Raw genomic sequence first — 15,335 nt, forward strand, 5'->3', positions numbered from 1 at the left:
TTATATTCATAAAAAAAGCTCCGCATTTGCGGAGCTTTTTTTATTATAGTTTTATGCTGTATGTTTTTCTGCGCTTATGTACAACAGGGTTAAAGTTTTTCCACAGGTTGTTCATGGCGTGGTTCTCTTCCAGTTCAGGTGTGCGAATACAATTACGGATGTTATTTTTATTAAAAACTTTATAATATTCATCAAACACTATTGCTGTAACTCCTTTATTCTGGTACTCAGGGTCTATGCCAATAAGATAGAAGGCTACATCTTCGCTGTGCTTTTTTGCCCTTAGCAGGTGAATAAAACCAAAAGGGAAGAGTTTACCGTTCGCTTTTTTAAGCGCTTCTGCAAAAGAAGGCATTACTATGGTAAAAGCAACAATATTTTTATCGGCATCCTCAATAAACTTTATATATTCAGGATTAATAAGGCCAACATATTTCTTTTTAAAGTATTCAATCTGCACGTCAGATACGGGCACAAATGATGAAAGCCTGTCATACGCCTTATTAAAAAGCGCAAACATCTTATCTACATAAGGCATTATCTCTGCTGTGGTCTTAAAGTTTATGGGTGTCAGGTTATACCTTTTTTGTACCATCTGGCTACCGCGCACAAAAGGGGCAGGGTCTACATCGCGCATAGAAAAAATGCTCTCGCGGTATTCTTTTTCTACTGTAAGGCCAAGCTTTTCAAAATGTTCTTTATAGTAGGGGTAGTTGTACCATGTTACTGCAGTACCAATCTTATCAAAGCCTTCCGTTAGCACCCCAACCTTGTCAAGATTAGAAAAGCCCATTGGGCCTTCTGCCATTTCCATACCTTTTGCCCTGCCAAACTCGTAAACTTTATCCAGAAGGGCTGTGGTTACCTCTATGTTATCTATTACATCAAACCAACCGAAACGCACTTTATTCTTACCCAGCATTTTTACTTCCTGCCAGTTGATGATTGCAGCAGTTTTACCTACAATCTTCCCGTCGCGGTATGCCAGGTAAAATTTAGCTTCGGCATTTTGAAAAGCGGGATTTTTGGCAGGATCAAATGTTTCAAGCTCCTCGCTTATAAGTGGCGGTATCCAGTAAGGATTTCCTTTGTAAAGTGTAAAAGAAAACTTTATGAACTCTTTCAGTTCTTTTTTTGTTGTAACTTCTTTAATGGTTATCATTTATTAATTTTCTCCTTCGGGTTGTACTTCATCAAGGCGCTGCTCCCTTTTCTTTTTGCGTTCTTCGCGTTCTTTTTCTTTTTTCTCCTTGTCTTTTTTCTTCTCCTCGTTATATTCATCCTCACGGGAGCCTTTTCCGCCAATAACTATGTCACGGTAGTTGGCATCAAAACGCCATGAAAAGCCCACACTTGCATATAGTATAGAGGGTGTGTCTTTAAAGTTGCCCGATACAGAGGCATCTATCTGCATTACATCGTTAAGCAGGTGGGCTGCGCCTAAACGCCCTACTATATCAGCATAAAAATCACTTTTATAGCCCTGTAGTTCTGCAAAGCCCGACCATTTTTCGTTAAAGCCCCTTGTAAGGGTAGAAATATAGCCGAAGTTAGGATAATCAGTAAAAAATTTATCGGCTATAATATTATTTACCCACACCCATTTGCCCCAGTGGTTCTGCAATATGGCCATACCTTTAACACTTACATGGTCTTCAGGAAATGTATATGGATTATTACCGCCAATAAGGTTGGCACCTGCATAAAAAGCAATGGCAGGTATAAGCTTCCTCCATTTAAATTTGTGGTTTGCTTTCCAGCTATACAGGTTGGGTTCAGGGTCGTAACCCCTGTCAGGGTCATAAACAAGGTATTTTGCACCTATTGTTGCCTGTTTAAAGTCGTTCCTGTTATACGTGTAAATCATATCTTCTTGCTGGTCAACCTGATATTGTATGTCGGCAATAAATTCAAGTTCTTCCATAAAAGCACCATACCTTATCGCCATTTCGGCACCAAGCCCTTTGGTTTCGGTATTAAGTATGCTGTGCTCTTCTTTTATGCCATACAGCCCCGTTTCTACCTGAAATATACTTAAACCAACAGCAAAAGCTCCCATAGACTTTCCGGGCCTGTTAGTGTTAATCTGGTCTGTATATTGTGCGTTTACAGTGTGTGCGGCAAATAGCATTGCTATTGGCAATATTGTCCTGACAAATTTCATTTTTGGCTCGTTTATTGGTTGCAGATAGTTAGTTTCCTTCAAAAATAGTATATTTTATTATTATTTTAAGAGGACAGATTTAATTTTAAAGCCGATAATGCTTATTTTTGACAAAATTTTATGATATGGTAGAAGCATCTTTTACAGGTATTTTGCGCACAATTGCAATAATGATCCTTGTGTATTATGCAGTTAAGTTCCTGCTTCGCCTTTTTGCACCTGTTATTGTACAGCAGGTGGTAAAAAAAGCCGAACAAAATTTTTATCAGCAACAGCAGCAATACAGCCAGCAGCAACATAACACTAATGATAAACAGGACAAGACTGCCGAAAAGAAAAAAGTAGGCGAGTATATTGACTACGAAGAAATTGATTAAAACCTATACAAAGCCTCTTTTACAAGGGGCTTTTTTATTGGCAGCAGCTCAATAAAAAGATATTGGGTGCCATTATTTTTATCTAAAATAAGTATCTTCACGCCGTTTTTACTTATCAATTTAAAGGCAGCGCTACATGAAGAATATCAATAGGCTTTACCCGCATTTGTTTGCCCTTGTTGGCTTTATAATAGTTTCGCTTATTTATTTTTATCCGGTTTTACAGGGTAAAAAAATATACCAGTCGGATATTGTGCAATATACCGGTATGGCCAAAGAGCAGAACGATTTCAGGAAGGATACAGGCGAAGAGCCTTACTGGACCAACAGCGCTTTTGGCGGTATGCCTACTTATCAGATGGGGGCTAATTATCCGCACAATTATATTAAAAAACTCGATTCTGTCTTGCGTTTTCTGCCACGCCCTGCAGATTATTTGTTTCTCTATTTTATAGGTTTTTATATACTGATGTATGTACTAAGGGTAAGCCCTTTAAAAGCTTTTATAGGTGCGCTGGCATTCGGCTTTTCTACTTATTTAATAATTATACTGGGCGTTGGGCATAACGCAAAAGCCCATGCCATAGCCTATATGCCTATGGTGGTGGCCGGGGTGCTGCTGGTATTCAGGAAGCGTTATATAGCCGGGGGTCTGCTCACGATGGTAGCTGCCGCGCTCGAAATAAATGCCAACCATTTCCAGATGACATATTACCTTTTACTACTGTTGCTGGTATTGGGTATTTATTATGTAATACAAATAGTTAAAGCTAAAGAATATAAACATTTAGGAATACTTTCCGCAGTATTTGCAGGGGCTGCTTTACTTGCCGTAGGTGTAAATGCAACCGGGCTTATGGCTACGGCAGAATATACCGATTTTAGTATCAGGGGCAAAAGTGAACTGACAACAAACCCGGATGGCACGCCAAATACTACCGATTCGGCAATGGAATATGGTTATATTACCGAATACAGCTACGGCATAGCGGAAAGCTTTAACCTTATTGCACCGCGCCTTTTTGGTGGGGGTGCAAGAGAGGATGTGGGCAAAAACTCTGTAATGTATGAGTTTATATCTGATGTGGGGGCGAACCCTCAGGAAGCTAATGAATTTGTAAAATCGGTCCCTACCTATTGGGGCGAACAGCCCATTGTAGAAGCACCTGCATATATTGGGGCTTTAGTATTTTTCTTTGCACTTGTAGCCCTTTTCATCGATAACCGCAAAATTAAATATGCCTTTCTGGCAGGGGCTATACTGTCGTTACTATTGTCGTGGGGTAAGAACTTCCCGGAACTAACTACTTTCTTTATAGATTATGTTCCGCTGTATGATAAATTTCGTGCAGTATCCTCCATACAGGTAATATTGGAGCTCTGCTTCCCTGTACTTGCCGTTATGGGCTTACAAACCTATTTTAAATCAGATAAAACGGAGCAGCTAAAAGCCCTTAAACTGGCAGGCGGCACAGCTTTGGGTATTGTTATAGTTTTATTCCTTTCAATGGGTATGTTCAGCTTTGCAGGTATGCACGATGAGCAGCTCAGGGAGATGTATGGTGATATAGGCCCGGCGTTTGTAGAAGCATTGCAGGAGCAGCGTAAAGACATGTATACGGGCGACCTGATAAGAAGCGGACTTTTGATACTGGCTGCGGCAGGCATATTGTGGGCTTATATGAAAAATAAGCTATCGGCAATGTGGGCTACAGTAGTGGTTGGGCTGCTTATGGTTGGCGATTTGTATATGATAGACCGCAATTATGTAAACAACGACGACTTTGTAAGTGCCCGTGAAATGGACGTACCATTCCAGGCAACCGAAGCCGACCAGTTTATACTGGAAGATACAACCTATTACAGGGTATATGAGCCACAGGGAAGGCTGCAGGCACGCACGTCTTACTTTCATAATTCTGTTGGTGGTTATAGTGCCGTGAGGCCGCAAAGGATGGACCAGTTGTTTAATTACTTGGTAGATCCGAGGGTTAATGCAGTTTTAAATACTATTAATCCTGAAACGATGGAAATTGGGAAGCCGTTTCCGGTGCTTAACCTACTCAATATAAAGTACATGATTTTGCAGGCAGGAGAGGGGCAAAATGTGCCAATTATAAATCCGTATGCTAATGGGCCCGGGTGGTTTGTTAATAGCATAAAAGTGGTTACTACTGCTGATGAAGAGCTTCAATCGCTTGAAAAGCTGGACAGTTGGAATGTAGCGGTAATAAACAAAAGTGATTATCCTGAAGTTGTACAAAAAACAGCATATCCTGCTGATAGTACGGCAACCATAACATTAAAAGAACACAAGCCAAACTATCTTAAATATACGACAAATAACGATAATGAAGGCTTGGCGGTATTCTCTGAAATGTATTATATGCATGGCTGGAAGTCGTATATAGACGGGAAAGAAGCACCACATTTTAGGGCAGACTTTGTACTAAGGGCTATGAAAGTACCTGCAGGCAAACATACTATAGAATTTAAGTTTGAACCGCAAGTAGTAAAAACAGGCAGTAACATTGCGTTGATGAGCAGTATAGGCATGATACTTTTACTTGCAGGAGGTATTTATATGGCTATACGCAAGCCTGTGGCTGGTAAACAGGAATAACTATGGCTGATAAGGATATAAACAGCAATAAGGTTTTAATAATAAGTTATTACTGGCCTCCTGCGGGTGGGCCGGGGGTACAACGTTGGCTTAAGTTTGTAAAATACCTGCCCGATTATGGTATACAACCTGTTGTATATGTCCCGGAAAATCCTACTTATCCTTTAATTGATAAAGGGCTGCAGGACGAGGTAAACCCTCAGGCTGTTATTATTAAAAAGCTAATAACAGAGCCGTATAACTGGGCATCGGCATTTTCTAAAAAAAGCACTAAAGATATAAGTTCGGGTATTATCCCTGATAAAAAAAAGCAGTCGCTGTTGCAACGGCTTATGCTGTGGGTTAGGGGTAACCTATTTATCCCTGACGCAAGGGTACTTTGGGTAAGGCCGTCTGTAGCCTTTCTCAAAGATTATATTACAAAGCATAATATTACTACTGTAATTACTACGGGTCCACCGCATAGCCTGCACCTTATTGGGCTTCAGCTTAAAAAAGAGCAGGGTATAAATTGGGTGGCAGATTTCAGAGACCCATGGACAACTATTGGTTATCACAAAGAGCTTAAATTAAGCAATCCAGCCGCAAAGAAACACAAGGAGATGGAACATGAGGTTTTAAACACTGCCGATCATGTTATTGTTACCAGCCCAACCACTAAAAAAGAATTTGAAGCCATAACAACTAAGCCGGTAACTGTTATTACAAACGGCTATGATGTAGAGAGCATAGGCAGGCAAATTCCTGACGAAAAATTTACACTTGCACATATCGGCTCATTTCTTTCAGAGCGCAACCCGTTAGCTTTATGGCAGGCATTGCAGGAACTGATTAATGAAAATGAAGCTTTTAGAGAGGCATTTCAGCTAAAGCTGATAGGTGCGGTAAGTGCTGAGGTGATAGCATCAATTAATCAGGCAGGGCTTACAGGCTTTGTAAACAACATGGGGTATGTTTCGCATAATACTGCGCTGGCCGAGCAGCGCAAATCTCAGGTTTTACTTTTGATAGAGATAAATTCTGAAGAAACAAAATGTATTATTCCCGGTAAGTTGTTCGAATACATGGCTGCCGAACGCCCCATTCTTGCTATTGGCCCTGAAGGCGCCGATCTTGCCGACATAATGAAAACTACAAATACCGGTGTATTTGCTACCTATAGCGAAAAAGATAAAGTTAAAAATACGCTACTGGAGTTTTTCCAAAACTATAGAGAGGGTAATTTAAAAGCAAATGCAATTGCAATTGGGCTTCAGCATTATTCGCGCAAAAGCCTTACCTCTCAACTGGCTGAATTACTTAAACGGCTTTAAATTAAAATCCCGCCTGCCTCTTATGAAGGACAGACGGGACTTAACAAACCAACCAACCAATTATTAACAAATCTCAAAAAGTAATCCTGAGATTCATATTGTATAATGCAAGTTACATGCCAAACTTAAACAAGTGTAACTTTTTTTATTACTATTAATGTTAAAGTTTAAAAATAAAAACCATCTGAAACAGATGGTTTTACAAAGCAAAAAACAAAACACAACCTGTACTATTCCAACATACTAAAATCACCCGAGCCTGACCTCTTTAAATCCTGCTGCCCGGGGCTGCCTGCAAAAGCTATGTTTCCCGAACCGCTTATACGGCCTTTTAAAGCATGTTTGCAGCACACATTGATATTTCCGCTACCCGAAACCAAAGCTTCGGTTATATCGCTTTTAACGTTGTATGCATCTATATCACCGGAACCCGTAACGTTGCAAATTAAAGTTCCTGCACTCCCGCTCAGTTTTATAGAGCCTGTTCCTAAAACCACTGCTTTAGCCTGTGGCGTAGCTATTTTTAAATGTATTTCTCCTGAACCATCAACCGCAACATTAACAGGGTTGACAAATACATCTTTTGAGGTTACAGAGCCGGAACCCTTCAGGTAAATACTGTTTAATGCTGTATAAGGCACACTTATAAACACCCTGTTGTTTTTATCTGCTTGTAGTTTTACATCCTGAGGGAGCCCTATGCTTAATGTACCGTCTGTAATTTTTATTTCTATCAGCGAAACAATATTTTCAGAACCTTGCATAAATATTTCTGATGATGACGACTCTTGTAGTTTTACTTCAAAAGGGCCTGTAATAGCTATAGCATTAAATGCGCCAACTTCTTTTGATTGCTTGATCTTTTTGCCGTTGCCAACAAGCAGGTTATGTTGTTGTGCCGATGCAGACAGGGCAAAGAAAAGCCCTGCAATAAGTAAAATTGCTTTTTTCATGATTGAACGTTTTTTGATTGATGATTGTTTCTCCTCGCAGAGATCTTGATGATTGTTTTTAGTAAGACGCTTTAAAAGCGGTTATGGTTGTATCAGGTTGTTTTTAAATTTATATCGCCATATTCTGAGCGTATCGTTACGCTGCTGCCTGTAGCTGATTTATGGTATCCTTTGTAAGTAGCACTCATCATTTTTTCTTTTTTCTCTGTAAACTTCAGGTTGTTACCGCCGTTCAGGTTGCCATAACTAAGGCTAAATACAAAGGTATAAGCAAAGTTTTCATCATACTTAAAGTTGATGCCTGTGTATGTGGCATTTATATATACAGCCTTTATTTTTGGGTCAACATGCTGCACATTAATATTACCATAATTTATAGTAACATTAAGCAGGCTGCTCACGTTTCCTACTTTCATCTGCAGGTAGTCGCATGTGCCGGTAATAGTATTGCCGCTCTTAATAAGTAAGTCACCATATTTACAATCGTGCTTAATGGTATTTATCTCATCAATAATAACGTTTGTATATTCAGCGTTGACGTTTATTTCTTCACCCTTATCAATATAAACCCCCGAAAACTTAGCGAGTACATTTCCGCCTTTCCAATAGCCTATCCGGCTTGCACCGCAGTACTCCATTTTAAGGATATTTTTGGTATCATTAAGTTCTTCAGCTTTAATATCTCCAAATTTACAGTTAAGGTTTGCAGCCCCGTATATTTTACCTAATATGATTCCGCCATATTCATTTTCAATAGTTACCGGGCTGCGCTTAGGTATTTTTATGGTATAATTTATTTCCATACCCACATTTTCGCAACTGATGTTTCTAATTTCCGTATCAGCCGAAACGTTGTTTTGTGATGCATTAAAATTAACATCGATACTGTTAAAACGCTTTACAACCAACGCTTCATCATTACCGTTAACAGTTATTACAACATCAATTGAGGTTTGGTTTTTATCCCATGTAGTTACATATACATTACCATACCGGTTATCTACATCAAGCAGAGCCGTAGGGCTAACGTTATACACCTTACTGATTTTCCTTTCTTTTGTGTATTTACCTCTCGGCCCGGATGCTATAGAAGCTATTGGGAGCAGAAGAAATAGGGCAAGAAAATTAAATGTTATTGTTTTCATTGTAGTTATCCTTTATTTTTTTGATGTTTTCTATTTGTATCAGTACCTCTTCAAGAAACGATATCCTTGTTTGCAGGTTGGTAATCATAGCATGGATTATCTTTTTGTTTTCGCCTTTTTTCAGTAATTCTTCTGTCAGTTTTTCATAGTCTTTTTCTAATACCGACATCCTGTAAAGTGCATCTTTAACCAGTTGGCGGGTTTCAGGGCTGTTTTCATTTTCTACTTTTGCGAGTTCTTTTTCTATAACAAGTGCAAAATATTCTTGTGTTTGTGCAACTTTAGGCGGCAGCTTGCCAATGGTTTCGTCTTTTGCCGGAGATTGGATATATATAAACCAAATTCCGAGCATAAGCGCTATAGTAGCGGCAACGGGTGCAAACGTGGTGGCAAGCCTGTTTCTTTTTTTCTTTTGTTTGCCTTCCAGCTTTGCTAAAAACCTGTTTTCATGACCAAAGGCAGGTTCTTCATTATCCCAATGCCCGTTAAGAGTATCAAAAAGGTTTTTCAGTTCATTATCGTTATTCATTGTCCTTTAGTTTTTTCAGCAGGCTTTCGCGCGCCCTGCTGATGGTTGTGCGGCAGTTACCCGCATTTATTTTAAGTATTTCACAAATTTCTTCCTGGTCGTAACCTTCTATATATAAAAGCGTTAATATAATACGGTAGTTTTCTTTAAGCGAGCTTATGGCTGTTTTTACCTGTTCTGCTTTAAGTGAAGTAAAATCAACAGACAGGTTTGTACACTCGCTGTCATCTTCTACTTTATATAACACCGGCTCTAACTCACACACCGGTTCTTTGCATAACTTTTTATAATTGTCCAGGCTGTGGTTTATAACAATCCGCTTAAGCCATGCCCCAAAAGTTACCTCTCCTTTAAAACTATCCAGTTTTGTGAAAGCCTTTAAAAAAGCCTCCTGCATTATATCTTCTGCCCAGTGGCCATCTTTAACTATACGTAGCGCTATGTTATACATAGGCTTGTAATACCGTTTGTACACCTCAAACTGGGCACTACGGTTGCCTTCTTTACATAGGGCGAGTAGATGGTCTGTTTCTGCTACGGCAGCTATCACGCTATTTGTGTTGGTTTGGTATAATGACTGTGCTCCTGTTGCTAATGTTACAGTTGGGTAAAATTATTTTTAATTTTTTTTAGGATTGCAGGCTGTTGTTATTTTTTATGTATAAAAAAAGCTGCCCAAAAGCAGCTTTAATGTTCTTATAATCAGGGATTTATTCCTGCATGGTGTGGTAAACGTTCATTACATCATCGTCTTCCTCAATTTTTTCAAGCAGCTTTTCCACATCGGCAACCTGCTCAGGTGTCAGTTCTTTCGTTACCTGCGGAATCCTGTCAAAGCCAGAGGAAAGTATCTCGATGTTCCTGTTCTCAAGTTCTTTTTGTATTGCGCCAAAGCTGCCGAAAGGGGCATACATTACAATACCGTCCTCATCAGCAAAGATCTCCTCAACGCCAAAATCAATCATCTCAAGTTCAAGCTCTTCCACATCAAGCCCTTCTGCCGGAATACGGAAGTTACAGGTATGGTCGAACATGAATTCTACAGAGCCCTGAGTGCCCATTGTTCCGTTACATTTATTAAAGTAGCTGCGAATGTTGGCAACTGTACGGTTGTTGTTATCGGTAGCGGTTTCTATAAGTATAGCAATACCGTGCGGCGCATAGCCTTCAAACAATACTTCTTTATAGTTGGCAGTATCTTTATCAGATGCTTTTTTAATGGCACGTTCAACATTATCTTTCGGCATGTTGGCTGCCTTTGCGTTTTGCATAACCGCCCTAAGCCTTGCATTAGTCTCGGGGTTTGGGCCGCCTTCTTTTACAGCAATAACAATATCTTTACCTATCCTGGTAAATGTTTTGGCCATAGCAGACCAACGCTTCATTTTTCTGGCTTTTCTAAATTCAAACGCTCTTCCCATAATTATTTTATTTGCAGCACAAAAATAAACTTATTCGCTGTTTTTGCAAAAATATGAAAGGGCTTTTATTTTTGGTGCGGCATGCTGTTACAAATATCTTTTATAATAGCATAGCCTTCCGCAATATAAAGGTCTGTTTTAATAGACTTGCGCTTGTATTCGTCCATGCTTATATAAAATTCATCGTTGTTCTTGCTACTCTTAATTGCGGTTGCCTTTATGGGTATATCATTTTCTTTATCAGCAACGAGTGCAATTTTTGCCCACAATCTATCGGTAGCATGTACATCGTCAAAAACTGTGTTAAAGTTAACCGGCAGCGGTTTCTTGTCTTTTTGGTATATAACGTCAATTTCGCCATTAATCGCTTTTATAGCGTTAAAATCTCCGCTGGCGGCAACACGCTGACTGCTTAGATCCGCAGCACGCCTTAGCGCTTCAGCCGGCATTTTTTTAAATCTTTCAGATTCTGCAAGTGTATCGTTTTTCATAGCTGTCGGCAGGCTTTTTTCCCGGGGGATAAGGCTGTCAAAAAGCATAGGGAGTTCTACATCGGGCAATATACCTGTGTACTGGCTGCTTTTGCCTGTTATGCGGTAAAATTTATCTATCGATATTTTTATAAAATCCTGGTTATTGTTGTCTTCACTTAATGGCAATATTGTTTGCATGCTGGCTTTCCCCATAGTAGGGCTGCCCACTATAAGGGCGCGGTTATAATCTTGCATTACACCTGCAAAAAACTCGCTTGCCGAAGCAGAAAGGCCGTTTACCAATACTACAACCGGTCCGTCATACAGCATGCCGCGATTGTAATCCTGTATGGTGTTGGTGTAGTTGTCTTTATCTTTTATGATGGTAACAGGACCAAAATTAATAAACATGCCCGCCAGGTTAATTACCTCATCCATAGAGCCGCCGCCGTTGTGTTGCAGGTCTATAATTATCCCCTTTATGCCTTGTTTTTTGAGTTTTGCAATTTCTTTTGCCACATCTTCTGCGCAGCCTTTCATTCCGCTGCTGTCGAAAGCAGAATAAAAGCTGGGTATTTTTATATAGCCTACCGGCACAGCATCCCCCAGAATATAACTGTAAACGCTGTGATTGTCTGATTTCATAATCATCTTTTCCAGGTTAACAGAATATATGGTTCCGTCCTTTTTGCGCAACGTAAGCTCAATATTTCGGTATGAATCAGAAAATACAATATCGGTTATGGTTTCCATAGCAGAACAGGATACGGAATATTCTTTATCATTAGCCGCAAGCTTAAGTATCTGGTCGCCTTTATCAATTTTAGATGTTTTATAGGCAGGGCCGCCCGGCACAACATCTTCTACAATTATTTCTTCATTATCGTTTTGGCTTACATAAATACCAATTGAATAATTTTCTGTTACCAGGCTTGATACGAACGATGCTTTTTCATCATAATTAAAATAGGTGGAGTGGGGGTCAAAATACGCACAGAAGGCGGTATAAAAGCGGTTATAGACATTTTCCTCAAAACCTTCTTTAGGATTAAGCTGTGCATCAGCACGGCAAAGGTAGGTTTTGCGAATTTTATTTTTAGACTCCTGGCTTAGCTCCGGTAACAATGCTATGAGTGAATCTTTATTTTTGCTGAGCTTTGCAATGTCCTCAAGAATATCATAGGTTATTTTTTTGCGGATAAACTTCCTGCTTACTGCTATATCTTTATTATAAGGGAAAGCCCTTTTAGAAAAATATATCGTATCGGTTGTATTGAGGGGCAGTTCGGTTTCAAAAAGCTCAGATGCTATTTGCCTGTTGCGCACCAGTGCCATTTTATATGTAGTTATAAAATCTGTAAAAAAGGAACAGTCGCCACTTGTAAGGTAATCATCAATTTTATATTTATGCTTTAGCAGCCTGTCATAATCTTCCTGCAGGAAAAGAATATGGTTATCATCAAGTTCTTCAATTACTGTATTAAAAACATAAACCGATAGGCTGTCGTCTACCGGTTTAGGTTCTACATGCCGTGTTTGCAGCATATAATTTATTTTTAAAAAAACATCGCACGCGTTTTTATGTTCCTGTGCTGTTGCAGATACAAACAGCAGTAAAGCAAGTGCGGCGATATTTTTCATAAGCATTATTTTTTGTAGAACGGGAGCTTAACCACCTTTGCAGGCACGTCATTCTTCCTTATCCTGATGTATATTTCGCTGCCTTCAGTGGCATATTCTGCAGGTACATAACCCATACCGATTCCTTTATTTAAAGATGGCGACATGGTACCCGATGTTACTTTGCCAATCACGTTGCCTTCTTTGTCGGCAATTTCATAATCGTGCCTTGGTATACCGCGTTCTGTAATCTCAAAACCTACCAGCTTTCTTTTTACACCTTCTTCTTTTTGCTTTTTCAGCGCATCAGAATTAGTAAAATCTTTGGTGAACTTGGTTATCCAGCCAAGCCCGGCTTCAAGCGGCGAGGTAGTATCATCTATATCATTTCCATAAAGGCAAAAGCCCATTTCCAGCCTCAGGGTGTCCCTTGCGGCAAGCCCTATAGGCTTAATGGCATAGGCTTCGCCTGCTTCAAACACCTTGTTCCATATTTGCTCTATCTCAGTGTTTTTGGCATATATCTCAAATCCTCCGCTGCCGGTATATCCTGTAGCCGAAATTATAACATGCTCTATTCCTGCAAAATCGGCAACTTCAAAATGATAATACTTTATAGCTGAAAGATCTACAGATGTTAATGATTGCATGGCTTCAACAGCCTTTGGCCCCTGTATGGCAAGCAGCGAGTACTCATCGGAAAGGTTACGCATCTCTACACCCATATCATTTTTAGCTGATATCCAGTTCCAGTCTTTTTCAATATTACTGGCATTAACCACTAAAAGGTATTTCTCTTCGTTAAAACGGTATATAATAAGATCGTCAACAATTCCGCCATCCTCATTTGGCAGGCATGAGTATTGCGCGCGCCCGTCTGTAAGTAAAGATGCATCATTGCTGCACACCTTTTGTATCAGGCTCAGTGCGTTTGGCCCTGTAAGCAAAAATTCGCCCATGTGCGATACATCAAAAACACCAACACCGTTTCTAACGGTTTCGTGTTCTGCATTAACCCCTTCATATTGAACAGGCATATTATAGCCTGCAAACGGTACCATTTTAGCACCCAGTGCTTCGTGAACGTGCGTAAGCGCAGTATTTTTCATTAGTTTGTGTTTGTTTTGTTTGATACCGCTAAAGTATTGAAAAATTAGCAAAAGACTTTTTATCCCGCAAAATAATTAGGATTACTTTAGGCATAGGCCATGCTGTAACTGCCTTTATTTATTTTTAACTTTACTATCCAGAAATTTATGCTACATGAAAATATTTAATGCCGAACAGGCAAGGGAAGCCGATACCATCACCATAAAAAAACAACAAATATCATCTTTGGTGTTAATGGAACGTGCAGCCACACAGGCATACCTTTGGCTTAAAAATAGTTTTCCTGACAAAGAAACCCTGTTTCATATATTTTGCGGGCAGGGCAATAATGGCGGCGATGGCCTCGTAATAGCACGCCTGCTGAAAGAAGATAAATATAATGTTGTTTTAGATATAGCCGAAACAGCAGGCAGGCCCACAGCAGATTTTACCGCTAATCTTAAAGCGGTTAAAGAAGCAGGCATAGAAAGCAACAATAATGAGATTGTGCCTTACACAAAAGGCAAGGTGGTAATTGTAGATGCTATATTTGGTATTGGGCTTACCAGAGAACCTGATGATGCCGTTAAAGCTATTATTAACCGTATAAACAACAGTGGTGCCATAATAGTAGCTATAGATGTACCATCGGGGCTTTTCCTGGATAAGAAAACGGATGTTGCAGTACAGGCCGATTATGTACTTACTTTTCAGTGTGGTAAACTTGCCTTTTACCTGCCGGATAATTACAGATTCGTGAATAAAGTTGTTATACTGGATATAGGGCTTGATGCACACTATATTGAAGATACTCCATCAGATTATCATTTAACTGAAAGGTATGCAGCCGTGAAGCTCTATAAACCGCTATTGCCTTATGCGCATAAAGGCACACAGGGGCATGCACTGATAATTGGCGGTAGCTATGGCAAAATTGGTGCCGTGTGCCTTTCGGCTAAAGCTGCACTGAAAGCCGGATGCGGGCTTGTAACCACTTTACTGCCTAAATGCGGCTACACCGTTATACAGGGCTATTTTCCTGAAGCAATGGCTATAACAAGCGGTGAAAATTTTATAGAACAGATAAGTTATGATGGTAACCCTGATGCTGTGTGTATAGGTCCGGGGATAGGGCAGGAGCCACAAACGCAGCAGGCATTGTTTGCGTTTTTACAACAGCAGTCTAAACCTGTAGTTATAGATGCTGATGCGCTTAATATACTGTCGGTTAATAAAGAGCACCTTGCCCTGCTGCCTGCGCAAAGTATACTTACCCCACATCCCAAAGAGCTGCAAAGGCTTATAGGGGAATGGAGTGATGATTTTGAAATGCTGCAAAAAATTAAAGATTTTTCAAAAAAATATAATGTAATTGTAGTTGCCAAGAATGCCCATACTATTGTGGCGTATAAAGATGAGGTGCATATAAATACTACCGGAAATGCAGCACTTGCCACTGGCGGCAGCGGAGATGTACTTACCGGCATTATAACAAGCCTGCTTGCACAGCGGTATACACCTTTGCATGCAGCGATTTTAGGGGTTTACCTGCACGGACTTACCGCCGATGTTGCAATTAAAGAAATCAGTGCACAGGCTTTTACAGCCTCTGATATAATAGCTTATCT

At 39.9% G+C, this 15,335-nt stretch carries 13 protein-coding genes; 4 read left to right on the top strand and 9 right to left on the bottom strand.

Annotation, left to right across the window (positions count from 1 at the left end; genetic code table 11):
• Nucleotides 1–43: 43 nt before the first annotated feature.
• Together Q0K96_RS13120 and Q0K96_RS13125 are read right to left on the bottom strand one after the other, a co-directional pair.
• Nucleotides 44–1,162, bottom strand: a complete 1,119-nt coding sequence (locus Q0K96_RS13120) for a GTP cyclohydrolase (protein ID WP_297334437.1) — start codon at nt 1,160–1,162, stop codon at nt 44–46.
• Between the two features lie 3 nt (nt 1,163–1,165).
• Entirely contained in the window at nt 1,166–2,164 is a 999-nt protein-coding gene (locus tag Q0K96_RS13125; protein WP_297334438.1) for a transporter, read from the bottom strand.
• A 125-nt stretch (nt 2,165–2,289) separates the two neighbouring features.
• Here Q0K96_RS13125 and Q0K96_RS13130 point away from each other — a divergent pair, with 125 nt between their 5' ends.
• The 3 genes from Q0K96_RS13130 (at nt 2,290) to Q0K96_RS13140 (ending at nt 6,477) form a co-directional block, all read left to right on the top strand.
• Nucleotides 2,290–2,541 carry a DUF4834 domain-containing protein gene (locus tag Q0K96_RS13130; RefSeq protein ID WP_297334439.1) on the top strand — a complete coding sequence of 84 codons (252 nt, stop codon included), beginning with the start codon at nt 2,290–2,292 and terminating at the stop codon, nt 2,539–2,541.
• 136 nt (nt 2,542–2,677) lie between these two features.
• Nucleotides 2,678–5,164 carry a YfhO family protein gene (locus Q0K96_RS13135; protein WP_297334440.1) on the top strand — a complete coding sequence of 829 codons (2,487 nt, stop codon included), beginning with the start codon at nt 2,678–2,680 and terminating at the stop codon, nt 5,162–5,164.
• 2 nt (nt 5,165–5,166) lie between these two features.
• Nucleotides 5,167–6,477, top strand: a complete 1,311-nt coding sequence (locus tag Q0K96_RS13140; RefSeq protein ID WP_297334441.1) for a glycosyltransferase family 4 protein — start codon at nt 5,167–5,169, stop codon at nt 6,475–6,477.
• A gap of 230 nt (nt 6,478–6,707) precedes the next feature.
• On the opposite strand, the gene Q0K96_RS13145 is transcribed toward Q0K96_RS13140, so the two are convergent.
• The 7 genes from Q0K96_RS13145 to gcvT all read right to left on the bottom strand — a co-directional run bounded on the left by Q0K96_RS13145 (nt 6,708) and on the right by gcvT (nt 13,727).
• Nucleotides 6,708–7,430 (bottom strand): head GIN domain-containing protein, encoded by a 723-nt coding sequence (locus Q0K96_RS13145; RefSeq protein WP_297334442.1) that lies wholly within the window; start codon nt 7,428–7,430, stop codon nt 6,708–6,710.
• A gap of 92 nt (nt 7,431–7,522) precedes the next feature.
• Complete coding sequence (locus tag Q0K96_RS13150) at nt 7,523–8,575, bottom strand: hypothetical protein (RefSeq protein ID WP_297334443.1); 1,053 nt, start codon at nt 8,573–8,575, stop codon at nt 7,523–7,525.
• Nucleotides 8,556–9,104 carry a hypothetical protein gene (locus tag Q0K96_RS13155; RefSeq protein ID WP_297334444.1) on the bottom strand — a complete coding sequence of 183 codons (549 nt, stop codon included), beginning with the start codon at nt 9,102–9,104 and terminating at the stop codon, nt 8,556–8,558. The genes Q0K96_RS13150 and Q0K96_RS13155 overlap by 20 nt, the downstream gene beginning before the upstream one ends.
• Nucleotides 9,097–9,654: an RNA polymerase sigma factor gene (locus Q0K96_RS13160; RefSeq protein ID WP_297334445.1), complete on the bottom strand. Its 558-nt coding sequence runs from the start codon at nt 9,652–9,654 to the stop codon at nt 9,097–9,099. Before Q0K96_RS13160 ends, Q0K96_RS13155 begins: the two co-directional genes overlap by 8 nt.
• Nucleotides 9,655–9,814: 160 nt before the next feature.
• Nucleotides 9,815–10,525 carry a YebC/PmpR family DNA-binding transcriptional regulator gene (locus Q0K96_RS13165; protein ID WP_223052540.1) on the bottom strand — a complete coding sequence of 237 codons (711 nt, stop codon included), beginning with the start codon at nt 10,523–10,525 and terminating at the stop codon, nt 9,815–9,817.
• Nucleotides 10,526–10,590: 65 nt separating this feature from the next.
• Entirely contained in the window at nt 10,591–12,639 is a 2,049-nt protein-coding gene (locus Q0K96_RS13170) for a S41 family peptidase (RefSeq protein WP_297334446.1), read from the bottom strand.
• A gap of 5 nt (nt 12,640–12,644) precedes the next feature.
• Nucleotides 12,645–13,727, bottom strand: a complete 1,083-nt coding sequence (gcvT, locus tag Q0K96_RS13175) for a glycine cleavage system aminomethyltransferase GcvT (protein WP_297334447.1) — start codon at nt 13,725–13,727, stop codon at nt 12,645–12,647.
• A gap of 154 nt (nt 13,728–13,881) precedes the next feature.
• Here gcvT and Q0K96_RS13180 point away from each other — a divergent pair.
• Nucleotides 13,882–15,335, top strand: a 1,454-nt coding sequence (locus Q0K96_RS13180) for an NAD(P)H-hydrate dehydratase (protein WP_297334448.1), incomplete at its 3' end; no start/stop codon positions are given.

Origin of the sequence: Flavobacterium sp. (assembly GCF_024305175.1) — a bacterium.
Taxonomy (GTDB): domain Bacteria; phylum Bacteroidota; class Bacteroidia; order Flavobacteriales; family Flavobacteriaceae; genus Flavobacterium.

Bases quoted from the DNA above. Each gene is read 5' to 3' on its own strand.
- Q0K96_RS13120 (WP_297334437.1), bottom strand. From the start codon at position 1,162: ATGATAACCATTAAAGAAGTTACAACAAAAAAAGAACTGAAAGAGTTC.
- Q0K96_RS13125 (WP_297334438.1), bottom strand. From the start codon at position 2,164: ATGAAATTTGTCAGGACAATATTGCCAATAGCAATGCTATTTGCCGCA.
- Q0K96_RS13130 (WP_297334439.1), top strand. From the start codon at position 2,290: ATGGTAGAAGCATCTTTTACAGGTATTTTGCGCACAATTGCAATAATG.
- Q0K96_RS13135 (WP_297334440.1), top strand. From the start codon at position 2,678: ATGAAGAATATCAATAGGCTTTACCCGCATTTGTTTGCCCTTGTTGGC.
- Q0K96_RS13140 (WP_297334441.1), top strand. From the start codon at position 5,167: ATGGCTGATAAGGATATAAACAGCAATAAGGTTTTAATAATAAGTTAT.
- Q0K96_RS13145 (WP_297334442.1), bottom strand. From the start codon at position 7,430: ATGAAAAAAGCAATTTTACTTATTGCAGGGCTTTTCTTTGCCCTGTCT.
- Q0K96_RS13150 (WP_297334443.1), bottom strand. From the start codon at position 8,575: ATGAAAACAATAACATTTAATTTTCTTGCCCTATTTCTTCTGCTCCCA.
- Q0K96_RS13155 (WP_297334444.1), bottom strand. From the start codon at position 9,104: ATGAATAACGATAATGAACTGAAAAACCTTTTTGATACTCTTAACGGG.
- Q0K96_RS13165 (WP_223052540.1), bottom strand. From the start codon at position 10,525: ATGGGAAGAGCGTTTGAATTTAGAAAAGCCAGAAAAATGAAGCGTTGG.
- Q0K96_RS13170 (WP_297334446.1), bottom strand. From the start codon at position 12,639: ATGAAAAATATCGCCGCACTTGCTTTACTGCTGTTTGTATCTGCAACA.
- gcvT (WP_297334447.1), bottom strand. From the start codon at position 13,727: ATGAAAAATACTGCGCTTACGCACGTTCACGAAGCACTGGGTGCTAAA.